The sequence below is a fragment of the Actinosynnema sp. NPDC023587 genome (assembly GCF_040640215.1).
In the GTDB taxonomy this organism is placed as follows: Bacteria; Actinomycetota; Actinomycetes; order Mycobacteriales; family Pseudonocardiaceae; genus Actinosynnema.
Map to the genome: position 1 here is coordinate 1 of NZ_JBFABG010000015.1, position 15,278 is coordinate 15,278.

Sequence of the window (15,278 nt, forward strand, 5' to 3'; positions counted from 1 at the left end):
CCGCGTTGAAGAACATGCCCTGGACGGTGCTCACGAGGTCCTTCACCAGGCCGGCTTCCGCCGCACCTCCCGCGCGGCGGACACGCGGCGGCGCGCGGGCGGCCCCACCGGCATCCCGGCGGGAAATGGTGGTGCGTCGGATCGGTGTTCGGGATAACCTGGTCGGGTCACGTCGGGATCGTCGCGTGACGCGCTCAAGCCGGGGGGTGGAGCGACCGAACAGCGTGGAGTCCCGTCGTGCCGCTGGACTGCGTCGTGGCGCGGTGGTGAGCGCACAGCGAAGCGATTCGCCGTGCCCCGGCAAGGTATTGCCGCAGGGGGAAGTGGCGTTGACGCACACCGCGATCGTCCGCCGTCGCCGTGCTCGCGGCGGCGGCGGCGGATGACCGCTCGGATGCGGCCGAGGTCGCGGCACCGCGCCGCGCCCGCTGCCGCCGGACGAGCGGGGCCGCGCCGTGCCCGCGCGCCCCTGATCGCTGTCCTTTGTGGACTCACCGTGGCCCGTCGGACGCGCCTCGCCGTGGGCGGGCCGCTCCGCGCGTCCCGGTGACGTCCCGGTGACGTCCCGGTGCGGTCAGCGATCCGCCACCAGCAGCGGCACGAGCTGCTCGGCCGGCGTGAGGGACCCGTGGTGACCGGTCAACGTGCTGACGAACGGCTCGGCGGCGGACCGGACCACGGCCAGCGACCCGCGACCGGCCACCACCAGGTCCCCGATCCGGGGCCGCACGTGCCCGGCCACCACCGGGCCGAACCAGCCGGCCGCGATCGCCTCGTCGCGCGACACGATCCACGCCCGGTCGCCGAGCACCTCGGTCCACGCCGCGCGCACGTCGGCCACCGCGCTGTCCGCCGTGTACAAGTGCCGCACCCGCGCCTCGCCGCCGAGCATGTGCACCCCGTCCCGGAGCCGGGCGTCGGTGTCGAAGTCGACCCGGTCCGCCTCGGTGACCGTGACCATGCCGTGGTCGGCCGTGACCACGAGGCCGGCACCCGGCGGCAGGCCCTCGGCGATGGCCGCCGCCAGCCGGTCCACGAACGCCAACTGCCGCCGCCATGGCTCGCTGCCGGGGCCGTGCAGGTGCCCCAGGGCGTCCAGGTCGGCGTGGTAGGCGTAGACGAGCACCCGGCCCGGCTCGCGCAGCGCCTCCAACGTGCGGCTGACCAGGTCGCCCAGCGCGGACGTGCCCCGGAACTCGCCGCCGCGCAGCACCGCGCGGGTCAGCCCGCTGCCCTCGTACTCGCGCGGGACGACCAGCCGGACGGCCACCCCGGCGTCGGCCGCCCGCTCGAACGCCGTCGGGCTCGGCTGCACCCGCTCGGGCACCAGCACCGGCCGCAGGTCCACCTGCTCCGGCCCGCCGTGGCGGTGCCACGACAGGGCGTTGAGCAGCTCGTCGCCCGCCGCGAAGGTGTACCCCACCAGGCCGTGCTCGCCGGTCGGCTTGCCGGTGCCGAGCGCGGCGACGCCCGCCGCGGTCGTGGCGGGGAACCCGGCGGTGAGCGACCGCGAGGTCAGCGACGTCAGGAACGGGGCGTCGGACCGGTGCGCCTCCAGCAGCTCCAGGCCCAGGCCGTCGACCAGCAGCAGGCACACCCGCGCCGGACCGGCCAGCCCGAGGACGTCGGCCATGCCGGGCACGTCCATGCCGGCGAGCAGGGACGGGACGACGTCGGCGAGCGAGCCGGCACCGTACCGGGGGGTCAACGGGTCCACGGGGCCGATGGTAGTCGGCCCGCCCCGGCAATATTGAGTCCATTGTGGAGGGTGCCGGACGCGGCCGTCCCGCGCCCGTGGCGGTGGGACCGGATCTCGCGCGCCGCGTCGGTGGGCACCCGCCGGACAACGGCCGCGGCGGTTTCCGCGAGCACGTTTTCCGGCCGCGTCGGGAATATCGCCGGATGCGTGCGCGGCCCCGGGCGACCCCATTTCGGGAGCCGGCCGGCGCGGGCGTTCGGCAACACCGCGAGCACCGCCGATAGTGAATTCCGGGAGTTCGCGGTGGAAGGCGCACCGCAGGCCGGCGAGGTGCGGGGTGCGCCGGTGGCCGGGCTTCCCGCCGCCGACACCCGACGGCGGCGGGGTGGGTTATCGTGCACGGGAGCCGGGCACCGCCCGTCGAGCAGCGGGGATGCCGCGCGGTGGTCCCGGAATCCGCCGCGACCGCCCGCGCCGGCCGCCGCGTTCGGCGGGTGCGGGAACGCCGGACGTGGCCGGCGCACCCGGTGACGTGGTCGAACAATGCGGTCCGAACGGCTGCACCGCTTACGCCCGAATCACCCATAACATCTGTTGAATAGCCGGCGGTGATGGGGGTGCTTGAGCTGGGTCGTCGTTTCTCCCGGGGTTTTTCCGGGGTGCGCTCTGGCGTTGTCGGACCCGCGCCTCTATGCTCTGTCCGAACAGCGCGGATCATGATGTCGTGGTGCGTGTTTCCGGGATGGTGAGACCGCCCGTCCGGAAAAGCGATTGCGGCGGCCGGGAGTTCGGGAACAACGGAACGGCGGCCGGGTGCGCGGACCGGCGTGGGTGAAAGGCGACTTGTGATCCCCACCGTGGTGCCGGGCCTCGTCTCGGTGGTCATGCTCGTCCGCAACCGCCTGGAGTACACCCGGTCGGCGATCTCCTCGCTCGCCCGCGCGTCCGGTGACCTGGAGTTCGTCATCGTGGACAACGCGTCCCAGGACGGCACCGCCGACTACCTCGACGAACTCCCGGCCACCTGCGACCGGCCGGTGACCGTCCTGCGGTTCGCCGACGACCGGGGCGGTGCGGAGCGCCGCAACGCGGGCGCGGCGGCGGCGCGCGGCGAGTTCCTCTTCTTCGTCGACAACGACGTGGTCGCCGACGACCCCGGCGTGGTCGAGGCGCTGGCCGCCGAGCTCGCGGCGGACCCGGCGGTGGCCGCCGTCTCGCCGCTGCTGCTGTTCCCCGGTGACGCCGGGCTGGTGCAGTGCGCCGGCGGCGGTTCCACCGGCGACGGCCGGATCGGGCTGGTCGGGCGCGGTCGCCCGGTGGCCGACGCGCACCGGGTCCGCCGCGAGCAGACCTGGGCCCCGACCGCTGCGCTGATGGTCCGCCGCACCTCGTTCCGCCGCGCCGGCGGTTTCGACGTGGCGTTCGACCCGGTGTCGCTGTGCGAGGACGTCGACCTGTGCTGCCGGCTGGGCGCGGCGGGCGAGCGCGTCGTCTACGTCGGCTCGGTGGCGATGCGGCACTTCGAGGGCACCACGCTCAACCACGTGGGCCACGACAAGCTGCGGGTCTGGAAGCGGCACATGCGCGTGCTGCGCGCCCGGTGGGCCGAGGTGTTCGCGGCCGGGCCGCGCCACCCGGCCGCCGACCTGGACTGGACGCCGGTCGGCAAGGACTACCGCGACCTCGCCCGGCCCCGGGTGTGGCCGCTGGTCCAGGCCGCCGACCGGGGTTTCTTCACCAGCGACCGGGCGTTGGCCCTGCCCGGCCCAGAGGACGTGCGGGTGCTCGCGGTCGACTGCGGGCCCGCCACGCACGCCGCGCTGCGCACCGTGCCCGGCGTGCGCCTGGTCGGGGTCGCCGACCAGGACCCGACGGCGCTGCTCGCCGCCGTCCGCGCGCACGACGTGCCGTGGGCGATGCGCGACGCGGCGCGGCTGCTCGACACCGTGCCGTGCGAGGGCGTGGTGCTCGGCTCGCACCGGCCGGAACTGGCCGTCGCCGCGCTGGGACGCGGCCTGCACGTGCTGCTGGAGCCCGCCGCCCTCTCCGACGACGCCGAACTGGTCGAGGCCTCGCGGTCGTCCGAGGGGCGGTGCGCGGTCGTCCGGCCGTGGGCGGACCACCCGGAGCTGGCCGCGCTGGGCCGGGCGGTCGCGTCGGGCCGGATCGGCGTGCCGACCCGGTTCACCGCGCGCCTGGAGCACACCGACGGCGAGGCCCTGTCGCACCTGCTGGACGCGGTCGAGCGGGTGCTCGGCGGCACCGTGGGGACCGTGGTCACCACGGTCGCGGCGCACCGGATTCGGGCGACGGTCGTGGTGGCGGGCGTGCGCGGGGCGATCGAGACCACCGGGTCGGCCGCGCGGTCGCGGCTGCGCGTGTCGGTGTTCGGCGACGGCGAGCTGTCGGTGGACATCGGACCGACGACGAGGCCGTACGCGGATTTCGTGGAAGCCGCTCGCGGCGGGCTGGTCCGGTGGGCCGGGCTCGGCACCGCCGTCGCCCGGCTCGTGCGGTGGCGTGACGAGGCGGCGGCATCCACCGCCGCCGGCTGACGACCGAGGAGGAACGACGTGACGGGCAACAGGACGGCGGACCGGGGGTTACGGTGCCGGTACGACCCACCGGCGGACGTCCGCGAACTGGACGTGCGCGACCTGCCCGGCAGGCTGCGCGCGTTGCTGCTGCTCGACGGCACGTTGACGACCGCGCTGGAGGCGTACCGGCTCGCACCCGTGGTGGTGGAGGTGCTGTCGCACGAGGAGATCGGGCTCGACGAGCACACCGCGCGCTGGCTGGACGCCACGCCCGGCACGCCCGCGCTGTCCCGGCGGACGGCGCTGCACGACGCGCACACCGGTGAAGTCCTGGTGGACGCCGGGACGGTGATGCTGCCCGACCGGCTGCCGCCCGCCTTCCCCGACGCGCTGCGCACCACCGAACCCGGCATCGGCGACGCGCTGACCAGGCTCCGCGTCGCGCACCGCCGGGAGATGCTCTGGTACGGCCAAGACCCGGTCGGACTCGTCCGCTGCCACCGCCTGGTGCACGCGGCCCACCCGGTCGCCTGCGTCCGCGAGTCGTTCCCCGGGCTGGACACCGGGATCGACACCCGGAGCGGCCGGCGCTGAGCACCGACCCGGCGACGCCGGTGGACCGCTCGCGGGCCGGGGATTCCGCCGGGCGCGACCGGGTTCGAGGTTCCGCCGATCCCGGGCGTCGCCCGACCCCGTGCGCACGGCGTGCTCACCGACCGCGACACCGCACGATCGTGACCACCGCACCGACCGCGACACCGCAGCGCGGACGCGGGCCGGCGCGCACCGGGTGTGCGCGCCGGCCCGGGTGGCGTGCTCCGCTACACGCCCGCCGACGCCGGAGCGTCGAAGATCGTGCTGTCGTCCGGCTGGTGACCGGACCCCGCGATCCGGGCCCGCGCCCAGAACCGCTGCACCGCGGCGAGTTCCTGCGCGTTGGGCTGCGCGTTGTCGCACCGCCCGCCCGCCATCACCTTGTCGCAGTTGCCGATGTCCTGCGGGTGGTTCAAGCCCAGGACGTGGCCGAACTCGTGCACGACCACGCGCAGCGGTCCCGCGCCCGAGGACTTGATCTGGTTGCGGTAGAAGGTGATCGCGCCCCTGGTGCACCCGACGCAGCTCGCCGTGCCCGGTGCGGCCCCGTTCTGCGCGGTGGACACCGTGATGCCGCCGGCACCCTTGGCCAGCTTGACGCTGCTCACGCCGGAGTTCCAGATCTGCGCGGCCTGGTCGACCAGGGGCGCGAGCTCGGCCGCCCGGCCGGACTCGTAGTAGATGGTGCGCACGGCGGCCCGCGGTGCGTCCGGGGATGCGGAGACGGCGGTCGGCGCGCCGACCAGGGCGACCACGCCGACGATCGCCGCCACCCATTTCGCTCGGGTCAACGGAACTCCTTCGTTCGATGCCTGCGGTTGACCACCGACCCCGGCGCGGTGGCGGTCGCGGCGGGGTCGATCCGTTCCGAAGGTAGCGCCGGCGGAGTCCGCCGGACATATGACATCTGGCCATAACACCCGTCCCGCTGCGGGAGCGCGGTGCGCGAGTCCACCGTGGGCGGTGGCGGGGCTTGCTCCGTTCGCCGGCGTCGGCCCACCCCGTGCCGGGGGAGAATGTCCGCCTGCCAGGGACTCCCGAGGGGGATCGATGATCGGAACGCGCGTGGTGGCCGCTCTGTGCGCGGCGGTGTTCGGGGCCGCGTCGGTGGCCGGGTGCGGCGGGGAGGCCACGCCACCACCGCCGCCGTCGACCGCGCCGGACGTCGTGGCCCGGCTGGACCAGGCCGTCGGTCCCCTGTCCCGGCAGGGTTTCCGCGGTGTGGTCGAGGTGCGCCAGGACGGCCGGGTGCTGCTGTCCCGGGCGTTCGGGCCCGCCGACGCCGCCGCCGGCCGGCAGAACACGCCCACCACCCGCTTCCGGGCCGCGTCGGTGACCAAGCAGTTCACCGCGGTCGGCGTCCTGCTGCTCCAGGAGCAGGGCAGGCTGAAGGTGACCGACCCGGTGTGCGCGCACCTGCCGGCCTGCACGCCCTCCTGGTCGACGGTCACCCTGGAACAACTGATCACGCACACGGCGGGCGTGGTCCCGAGCGTCGGCGACATTCCCGAGGCGAGGGACCTGCTCGCCACGCGACCGACGCACGTCCAACTGGCCGCGCTGGTGCTGGCCCAGCCGCTCGGGGCGGCCGGCACGTGGTCCTACAGCAACGCCGGCTACGACGTGCTGGGCGCGGTGATCGAGCACGTGAGCGGGCGGCCCTACGGCGCGTTCCTGCGCGCGTCCCTGCTCGACCCGCTCGGCATGGGCGACTCCGGCATCGACTGGCCCGCCGCCGACGCGCGCACCCGGGCGGTCGGCTACACCGCGCCGGCCACGCCCGCCCCGTCCGTGGACGACGAGCTCCAGGCGGCCGGTGCGCTCTACACCACGGCCGCGGACCTGGCCCGCTGGAACACCTTCCTGCTCACCGGCACCCCGCCGCTGATCACCCCGGCGACCCGGGAGCTGGTCCTGGCACCGACCGTGCCCATCCCGGGCCGCAGCGCCCGCTACGGCTACGGCGTGCAGAGCCGGCAGGAGGGCAAGGACACGGTCATCGAGCACCACGGCCGGCTGCCGGGGTTCCGCGCCTACAACGGCATCCATCCCGGCACTCGGACGTCGGTCACGGTGTTCACCAACCTCGACACGTTCGACCCCTCCACGCCCGGCCACGACCTGATGGACGTCGCCGTCCGCCAAGCCTGACCCGGCCCGGCCCGGGTGTTACGGTGCGCGGAGTCCGCGCACTGAGGAGGGGCGTGACCACCGACGGGGAACCGGAGACCGAATTCCCGCACCGGATCGGGAAGACGGCCAAGCGCGTGCTGCTCCTGAACGGGTACACGCGCTACGAGCAGCTCACCTCGACCACCGCGAAGGAGCTGCTCGCGCTGCACGGGATGGGGAACAAGGGGATCACGATCCTCCGCGAGGAGCTCGCGGAGCGGGGTCTGTCCTTCGCCGACGAGACCTGACCCGCGCCCGTCCCGTCTACCGGGTCGCGCGGTAGCGGTCCCAGCTCGCCCGGCACGCCAGGGCGAGCTCGGTCACCCGTGCCGGGTCGGGGTCCGGCCAGTCGGTGCCGGGCGACATCAGGTGCCCGGCGTTCGCCGGTCCCAGCAGGAACTCGCGGCGGAACTCGGCCTGCACCGCCTCGACGCCCGGGAACCGCGCGGCGGTGTGGACGATCTCGTTGCTGCCCAGGTAGGGCCGGTTGAGCGCCACGTCGTCCCGGTCGGCGGCGAACCCGACCCGGTGGGCGTCGGCCAGCGCGCGGATCGACCCGGGGCGCATGGTGACCGGGTGCCCGTCCCGGGGCTCGCCCCGCGCGTCGCCCCGGTTGGACAGGGCGACGACCGGCGGCAGGCGGTCGGCCTCGGGGCGCGGCACGTCCACCGCGCCGTCCGGGCGGGTGGTGTGGTTCATGGTGTCGTGGAAGGACAGGTAGGTCACGCCGGGTCCGGCGCGGGCCACCAGGTCGTCACGGGTCCGCTCGTAGACGTCGACGCCGACCGCCGCGACCGCCGTCAGCACCTCGGCCAGCGCGTCCGCCAGCGCCTCGGCCGGCATCCCGGGCGGCCCGGCGAAGAGGGGCCGGAACGAGAACGTCACCGGGCGCACCGCGTCGCAGCCGGACAGGTCGACCCGGTTGCCCGGTCCCGCCGCGCGGACCCGCTCGAACGCCTCGCGCAACCCGGCCGCCAGGTCGGCCGGCCGGGCCCGGTTGGGGTCGCGGACGAGCCGGGGGTGCGGGTTCTCCACGTACACGATCCGGGGGTCCAGCTCGGCCCAGCGCCGCACCACCGGCGCGGTCGTGCAGTCGGTGAAGTCGTACTGGAGCCGCCGGGTCAGCCCGGGGGACAGGAACCCGGCCACCTCCTCCGGGATGGCGGCCCCGGCGTGCGGGCAGCCGACCACGAGGTCCGCGCCGGCCAGCGCCTCGTCCGCCGACCGCCGCTCGCGGTCGGCGTAGAAGGTGATGTCGTCGGCGCTGAACCGGGTTCCGCGCGGGATGAGCACCGGGGCGGACATGGTCCTCCGATCTCCGGGGGTCAGCCCCCGATCAGCAGCCCGATCAGGGCACCGAACACGGCCGTGGTCACGGCCAGCACCACGGCCGGCACGAAGAACGAGTGGTCGACCAGCCTGCTGCCGAGCTTGGTGCTGCCGGTCTCGTCGAAGTTCGCGGCGGCGATCTGCGAACCGTTGGTGGGCAGCACGTAGATGCCCGCGAACGCGCCGCCCCACATCCCGGCGAGCAGCCCCGGTGCGAGACCGGCGGCCAGCCCGATCGGCACGATCGTCCGGGTCGCGGTGGACTGGCTGGTCGTGGCCGCGCAGACCAGGAACACGCCGAGCGCGAAGATCCACGGCGCGGCGTCCACCCACCGGCCGACGGTGTCGACCACGAGCGCCTGGTGGGCGGAGATGAACGTGTCGGTCAGCCAGGCCAGGCCGAACAGCGCGATGGCCGACACCACGCCCGCGCGGAACACGCTCGCCGCCGGCACCTCGGAGACCTTGGGCCGGGCGATGAGCAGGATGACCGTGCCGACCGCGAACATCACCATCTCGATGATCGGCGTCATGCCCAGCTCGGTCCCGCGCGCGTCCTCCGGCCGCAGGTCCTTGAACAACCCCAGGACCACGATCACCAGCACGCCGGACAGGAACACCAGTGCCGCCGCGCGGCCGGTCGGGGTCGCCTCGGGCAGGCCGCGCGTCGAGCCGGGCGACGCGGGCGGCAGCGCGCCGGAGGCCACCCTGGCCTGGATCTCCGGGTCGTCGGCGACGTCCAGGCCCAACCGCCGCACCACGAAGAACGACGCCACGATGCCGAGCACGGCGGCGGGCAGCGTCACCTTCACGATGTCTATCAGCTCGAACCGGTACGGGTCCACGTCGGTCAGCGTGACCATGGCGGCCATCGCCGCGCTGACCGGGCTGCACGCCAGCGCCACCCCGGTCGCCACCACCGACAGCGACAGCGGGCGCGACGGGCGCTCGCCGTTGCGGTAGGCGACGTCGCTGATCACCGGCAGCAGCGGGTAGAGGATGTTGGAGGTGCCCGCGCCGACCGAGAACAGGAACGTCACCAGCGGCGCGATCAGCGTGATCTGCCGGGGGTAGCGGGAGATCACCCGGGCGGCGACCCGCACCATCCAGTCGATGCCGCCCGCGACCTGCATCATCGACGCGGCCAGCACCACGGCCAGCACGATCAGCAGCGCGTCCACCGGTGGCGTGCCGGCGGGTTCCCGGAACACGAACACCAGCACGCCGACGCCGGCCCCGCCCCACAGGCCCAGGGCGACGCCGCTGGACCTCGTGCCCATCACGATCGCGCCGAGGACCACGACCAGTTCGAGCGAGATGATCAGCGCGTCCATGTCCGGCCGGCGTCCCCCGTCCCGTGGCGGACCGGGCGGCCCCCGCAACGGAGTATCGGCGACCCCGGGCGGACCTGCCCGAACGGGATCGGCACTTCACCCCAACGAGGTCAGCCGCAGCGCCGCGCCGTGGTGCGCGGCCAGTCGCCGCGCCGCGCGGTCCAGCGACTCGCGGTGCGCGTGGGCGAGCGTGGTCAGCAGGTCGAGCTCGACGGTCAGCGTCCGGTGGGTGAGCGTGCCGCGCCACGTGCCGTGCACGACGCCGTCGACCAGCACCACCTGCACACCCGCCGCCCCCTCGGTCCGACCGGTGTGCTGTCGGCGCAGCAGCGGTTTCACCTCGTCCGGCACCACGACCTCGCGCTGGCCCGAGCCGAGCACCCAGGCGTCGTAGCGGGGGAGCAGCCACGCCCCGGTGACCGGTTCGGGCCGGGTGTCGGCGTCCTCGGCCAGCACGTGCGCCCCGTTCAGGACGTCGACCGAGTCCTGGGCGTGCAGCAGGTCGTGCGCGACGGGGATCGTGACGCCCAGCCAGCGGGAGAGGTCGCGCGCGGCCACCGGGCCGTAGTTGTGCACGTACCGGCGCACGACCTCGTGCAGCGCCGCGTCCTCGTCCACCTCGTCGGGCGTCACCCGGACGAACGTCTCCTTCCCGTCGCGCTGCGGGCCGAACGCGAGCACGCCCGCGTGCGCGGCGAGCACCGTGAACTCGGCCAGCGTCTCGTCCAGCCCGGTCGGGCCGCCGAGCGCCGTCATCCGGGTCACGAGCTCGGCGCGGGTGAGCGGTCCGTCGGCGAGAGCCTCGGCGGCGGCGGCGAGCAGCCCGCGGTCGGCGTCCGACACGTCCACCGGGTTGGCCTTGCGCACGGCGGCCAGGTACAGGCCCAGGTCCCGCCCCGCCAGCAGGTGCGCCGTGCCGCGCATGGCGTACGTGCGCACCAGCACGCCGTCCTGGACCAGCGCCTGGAACGCGGACCGGCCCAGGCGGGCCGAGCGCACGGCCAGGCCCAGCTCGGCGGCCAGCGGTGCCCGCGCCTGGAACGCGCCCACGTCGCCGGTCACGGCGGCGGGCCCGGCCGTGGACGGCTGGGCGAGGTGGTTGCGGCGGAGCCGGTGCGCCAGGGCTGCCGCCTCGGTCCAGTTCGATGCCATGACGTCGACACCCTAGAGCCCCTGTCACGCGCCGCGACGGCGACGCGCGCCGCGCGGGCGGACTTCGTCGCGCGGGCGGCCGGGGGCCGGTCGTGCCAAGGTGGGCCCGCCGGCCGAAGCGGCGTGCGGCCGAACGGTGCACGCGCCGCGCGCTGCGGCCGGCACTGTGCGAGGTGGGGTTTCCGCGAGCCGCGTCTGGGGGAGCGATGGCACCACGGGACTTGTCGCGACGAGATCTGCTGGTGCGCACCGGGCAGGTGGCCGCCGCGCTGGGGGTCGCGACCGGCGTGGCGCACGGCGAACCCGAGCCCGCAGGCGACCCGGCCGGTGGCCGGGTGGTGCGGTTGCGGGAAGGCACGAACATCTCGGTCTCCCCGTCCCCGGACGGCAAGTGGCTGGCCACGGACCTGGTGGCGGTGATCTGGGTGCTGCCGGCCGCCGGCGGCGCGGCGCGCGCGCTGACCGGGGACCGCCAGGACGCCACGCTGCCGAGGTGGTCCCCGGACAGCCGGTCGGTGGTGTTCCAGTCCTACCGGGACGGGAACTTCCACCTGTACCTGGTCGACGTCGCCGGCGGCGAGCCCCGGAGGCTGACCTCGGGGCGGTTCGACCACCGGGAGCCGGACTTCTCGCCCGACGGCCGGCGGATCGCCTTCGCCGGCGACCGGGGCGGCCACTACGGGATCTGGTCGCTCGACGTCGCGTCCGGCGAGGTCACCGCGCTCACCGGCCCGCCGGACGAGGCCGCCGCGCCGCGCTGGTCGGCCGACGGCGCGCGGATCGTGTTCACCGCCGACGAGACCGCGGTGGACGTCGTGACCGTGGCGACCGGCGAACGGGTCCGGGTGGTCACCGCGCCCGCCGACGGGCGCGTGCACGGCGCGGGCTTCGGGCCCGGCGGGACGCCGTCCTACACGCTGGTCCGGGGCGGCCGGGCCGATCTGGTGCTGGGCGACCGGGAGCTCACCGCCGGCGAGGACGTGTTCGGGTTCGCGGCCACCTGGACCGGCGGCACCGCGCTCTACACCGCCGACGGCCGGATCCGCCGCCGCGCCGCCGACGGGACCGTCACCGACGTCCCGTTCACGGCCACCGTGCCCGTCGCCGCCCGCGCCGAGGTCCGGCGGCGGCGCGACCCGGCCGAATCCGGGAACGTGCGCGGCATCGCCGGGCCGGTGGTGTCGCCGGACGGCACGACGATCGCGTTCCGCGCCCTCAACGCCGTCCACCTGGTGTCCGCGCTCGGCGGCCGGCCCCGCCGGCTCACCGACGGCCCGTGGTTCGACTCCGACCCGGATTTCGCGCCGGACGGCCGGTCGATCGTGTACTCCAGCGACCGGACCGGCGTGCCGACGCTGCACCTGCGCGACCTGGTCACCGGCGAGGACCGGGCGCTGCCCGCCGGGCCGGGCGCGCAGACCGCGCCGAGGTTCGCGCCCGACGGCGACCGGATCGCCTACGTCGACCAGGACGGCGTCGTGTGGGTGCTGGACGTGGCGGCCGGGACGCGCCGGCAGGTCACGCCCGCGCTGTTCATACCGGGCCGCCCCACCTGGTCGCCGGACGGCCGGGTGCTCGCGCTCGCCGCGGTGAAGCCGTTCTCCCGGCGGTTCCGCGAGGGCACCAGCCAGGTCCTCACCGCGGACCTGGTCGGCGGCGGGCTGCGCTACGCCGAGCCGATGCCGTTCCGGTCGATCGCGACGCGCGGCGACGACGGCCCGGTGTGGTCGCCGGACGGCCGGCACCTCGCGTTCGTGGTGGAGAGCGTGGCCTGGGTGGTGCCGGTGGACGCGGCGGGCCGCTTCCTCGGCGACGCGCGCCAGGTCACCGACGAGGTGACCGACTCGCTCGCGTGGAGCGGCCCGGCCGCGCTGGTCTACCTGTGCGGCGGGAAGCTGCGCCGCGCCGCGCTGTCCGGCGGCGCGCCCCGGACCATCCGGCTCGACTTCACCTGGCGCAGGCCGAAAGCGCCCGACCGCACGATCGTGCACGCGGGCGCGGTGTGGGACGGCGAGTCCGACCGGCTGCGGCACGACGTGGACGTCGTCGTGGAACACGGCCGGGTGCGCGAGATCCGCGCGCACCGCGCCTCGGCGGGCGACGAGGTGGTGGACGCCCGCGACCTGGTGGCCATCCCCGGCTTGATCGACGCGCACAACCACTGGCACCTGCGCGGCCGGCAGTGGGGCTCGCGGCAGGGGCGGGCGTGGCTGGCCTACGGCATCACCACCACCCGCTCGCCGGGCGACCCGGCCTACCAGATGGTGGAGACCCGCGAGGCGCTCGCCGCCGGAACCCTGGTGGGGCCGAGGTTCTACGGCACCGGCGAGGCCATCGACGGTTCCCGCGTGTACTACAACTTCATGCGGCCCACGCTGTCGCGCGCGCAGTTGGAGTTGGAGCTGGAGCGGGCGCTGGCACTCGACTACGACATGATCAAGACCTACGTGCGGCTGCCGGTCGAACTCCAGCGGGAGACCGTCCGGGCCGCGCACCGCGCCGGGGTGCGGCTCTCGTCGCACTACCTGTACCCGGCGGCGAACATCGGCGCGGACGGCATGGAGCACGTCGGCGCGACCAACCGGCTGGGCTACTCGCACACCATCAGCCGCACCGGGCGCGCGTACCAGGACGCGGTCGACCTGCTCGTCGCGTCCGGCATGTCGGTGACCCCGACGCTGTTCCACTCCCGCGCGCTCTACGCCGACGACAAGTCCCTTGTGGACGACGAGCGCACCCGGGTCCTGTTCCCGCCGTGGGAGTACCGGCGGTACGTGGAGGACGCGAACGCCGCCGGGACGGCGAGGTCACCGTGGTCGGAGGAGATCCTGGCGGGCTGGGTGGACATGGTGCTGCGGGTGCACCGCGCCGGCGGGGTGGTGATCTGCGGCACGGACGCGCCGCTGGACACCATCGCCACCGCGACCCACCAGAACCTGCGGGCGATGGTGGCGGGCGGGTTCACCCCGCTGGAGGCGCTGGTCACCGCGACCCGCAACCCGGCGGCGTGGCTGGGCCTGGCCGGTCAGGTCGGCACCCTGCGGCCGGGCGCGCACGCGGACGTGGCCTTCGTGTCCGGCGACCCGCTCACCGACATCCGGGCCGCCGCCGCCGTGCGCCGGGTGATGGTCGGGGGAGTGCTGCACGACGTGGCGGACCTGCTCGCCCCGTTCCGCCCGGCGCGGTCCGCCGCGCACCCCGAACCGCTGCCGCCGTCGCCGTCGGCAGCGGGGGCCCACGACCACTGGTGGCACGAGCCGGAGTGGTCCGCGCACGTGTGCTGCGGCGAGTTCTGACGCCCGCTCAGCGAGCGGTCGGCCGGACCTGCCGGTAGGCGGTGGCCCGCGTCCGGAGGAACCCGTCGCGCGGCCTGCCCTCGATCCGGCCCCACACCACGTCGTCGACCTGCCGGCCGAGGACGCGGAACTGCTCCACCGCCTCCTCGGCCCGCCCGGCCCGCACCAGCGCGAGCGCGAGCAGCGACCGGTCGGTGAGGGCGTGCGGCGGGAACGCCTTCCCGCTGTCCAGCCACGCCGTGGTCGCGTCGACCGCGCGCGCCACCTCGGCCGTCCGGAACGCCCCCTCGGTCCCCTCGTCGGCCTCCAGGGCGGCCCTCAGCGGCAAAGCCGAGAGCGCCGGCGAGGAGGCGGCGGCCCGCTCGGCGAAGTCGAACATCTCCGGGTAGGAGCCCGACCAGTGCGGACGCCAGTACTGGAGCGCGTGGTCGTGCCCGTAGCGGTGCGCCGGCGCGCGTTCGACCAGGTTGTCCCAGAACCGGCGGAACGGTTCGCGGCCGACGCCCAGCCCGCGTGAGACCAGGACCAGCAGGCACCACGGCGTGGGGTCATCGGGCGCGAGCCGCGTGGCCTCCTCGGCGCGCTCGTAGGCGGCTTCGAGCACCTGGTGGAAACCGGCGAACTGCTCGTCGGTGGTCTGGGCGGCGAGCGCGCTGCCCCGCAGCACCCACGCCTGGTGGACCAGCCAGTAGGCGCGCGCGGTGATCGCGTCGGCGGACTCCGGCCGTGCCCGCAGCCACGCCCGCAGCCACGCCGCGTCGTCGGGGGTGTCGTGCTCGGTCAGCACCTTCACGCAGTACGCGCGGCGCTCCCAGTCCGCACCGACCTCGGTCAGCAGGCGTTCGACGGCCCGCCAGTCACCGGCGTCGCGGCCGGCCAGGGCGGCGAGCAGCGCGGGGTCCTCGACCAGCCGGTCGCCGGTCACCTCCGACTCTGCGGGCAGGCCCCACCGCGACGGGTGCGCCCGGACGATCTGCCGGGCGGTGATCGTGCCGGAGTCCATCAGGTGGTCCCACGGCTGACCCGCGCGCCTGGCCTCGCGCGCCAGGGACACCAGGGTCCGCAGCATCTTCGGTCGCAGCAGCGTGGTGAGTGCCATGGTGAAGGGTCCGTCCCCCGTGCCGGTGGTCAACGGCTGCACTGTACAACTGGCCAGGCGACGTGG

The 15,278-nt window shown here is 75.2% G+C and carries 11 protein-coding genes; 5 read left to right on the plus strand and 6 right to left on the minus strand.

All coding sequences use genetic code 11. The annotated features are described in order from the left end of the window. Positions 1 to 574 precede the first annotated feature (574 nt). Positions 575 to 1,717, minus strand: a complete 1,143-nt coding sequence (locus AB0G01_RS29690) for a nucleotide pyrophosphatase/phosphodiesterase family protein (protein WP_360952142.1) — start codon at positions 1,715 to 1,717, stop codon at positions 575 to 577. An 827-nt stretch (positions 1,718 to 2,544) separates the two neighbouring features. Between AB0G01_RS29690 and AB0G01_RS29695 the strand changes: the two genes are divergently transcribed. Both AB0G01_RS29695 and AB0G01_RS29700 read left to right on the plus strand, forming a co-directional pair. Continuing rightward, positions 2,545 to 4,254 carry a glycosyltransferase gene (locus tag AB0G01_RS29695; protein ID WP_360952145.1) on the plus strand — a complete coding sequence of 570 codons (1,710 nt, stop codon included), beginning with the start codon at positions 2,545 to 2,547 and terminating at the stop codon, positions 4,252 to 4,254. A gap of 18 nt (positions 4,255 to 4,272) precedes the next feature. Beyond that, a complete protein-coding gene (locus tag AB0G01_RS29700; RefSeq protein WP_360952148.1) occupies positions 4,273 to 4,830 on the plus strand; it encodes a hypothetical protein in 558 nt (185 codons plus the stop codon). A gap of 227 nt (positions 4,831 to 5,057) precedes the next feature. Here the strand turns inward: AB0G01_RS29700 and AB0G01_RS29705 are convergent, their stop codons facing one another. Beyond that, positions 5,058 to 5,621, minus strand: coding sequence for a snapalysin family zinc-dependent metalloprotease (locus tag AB0G01_RS29705; protein WP_360952151.1), 564 nt, complete (start codon positions 5,619 to 5,621; stop codon positions 5,058 to 5,060). A gap of 259 nt (positions 5,622 to 5,880) precedes the next feature. On the opposite strand from AB0G01_RS29705, the gene AB0G01_RS29710 reads away from it, so the two are divergent. Together AB0G01_RS29710 and AB0G01_RS29715 are read left to right on the plus strand one after the other, a co-directional pair. Continuing rightward, the gene (locus AB0G01_RS29710; RefSeq protein ID WP_360952154.1) at positions 5,881 to 6,981 is read left to right on the plus strand and encodes a serine hydrolase domain-containing protein; all 1,101 of its coding nucleotides are present in this window, start codon (positions 5,881 to 5,883) and stop codon (positions 6,979 to 6,981) included. A 53-nt stretch (positions 6,982 to 7,034) separates the two neighbouring features. Then, a complete protein-coding gene (locus AB0G01_RS29715; RefSeq protein WP_360952157.1) occupies positions 7,035 to 7,250 on the plus strand; it encodes a hypothetical protein in 216 nt (71 codons plus the stop codon). Positions 7,251 to 7,266: 16 nt separating this feature from the next. On the opposite strand, the gene AB0G01_RS29720 is transcribed toward AB0G01_RS29715, so the two are convergent. The 3 genes from AB0G01_RS29720 to AB0G01_RS29730 all read right to left on the minus strand — a co-directional run bounded on the left by AB0G01_RS29720 (position 7,267) and on the right by AB0G01_RS29730 (position 10,817). After that, positions 7,267 to 8,307, minus strand: a complete 1,041-nt coding sequence (locus AB0G01_RS29720; RefSeq protein WP_360952160.1) for an N-formylglutamate amidohydrolase — start codon at positions 8,305 to 8,307, stop codon at positions 7,267 to 7,269. A gap of 20 nt (positions 8,308 to 8,327) precedes the next feature. Then, positions 8,328 to 9,665 (minus strand): anaerobic C4-dicarboxylate transporter family protein, encoded by a 1,338-nt coding sequence (locus tag AB0G01_RS29725; protein ID WP_360952163.1) that lies wholly within the window; start codon positions 9,663 to 9,665, stop codon positions 8,328 to 8,330. A 96-nt stretch (positions 9,666 to 9,761) separates the two neighbouring features. Next, positions 9,762 to 10,817 (minus strand): crosslink repair DNA glycosylase YcaQ family protein, encoded by a 1,056-nt coding sequence (locus tag AB0G01_RS29730; RefSeq protein WP_360952166.1) that lies wholly within the window; start codon positions 10,815 to 10,817, stop codon positions 9,762 to 9,764. Between the two features lie 206 nt (positions 10,818 to 11,023). Between AB0G01_RS29730 and AB0G01_RS29735 the strand changes: the two genes are divergently transcribed. After that, positions 11,024 to 14,113, plus strand: coding sequence for an amidohydrolase family protein (locus AB0G01_RS29735; RefSeq protein ID WP_360952169.1), 3,090 nt, complete (start codon positions 11,024 to 11,026; stop codon positions 14,111 to 14,113). Positions 14,114 to 14,120: 7 nt separating this feature from the next. Here the strand turns inward: AB0G01_RS29735 and AB0G01_RS29740 are convergent, their stop codons facing one another. After that, positions 14,121 to 15,245 carry a DUF4034 domain-containing protein gene (locus AB0G01_RS29740; RefSeq protein WP_360952172.1) on the minus strand — a complete coding sequence of 375 codons (1,125 nt, stop codon included), beginning with the start codon at positions 15,243 to 15,245 and terminating at the stop codon, positions 14,121 to 14,123. Positions 15,246 to 15,278: the final 33 nt, after the last annotated feature.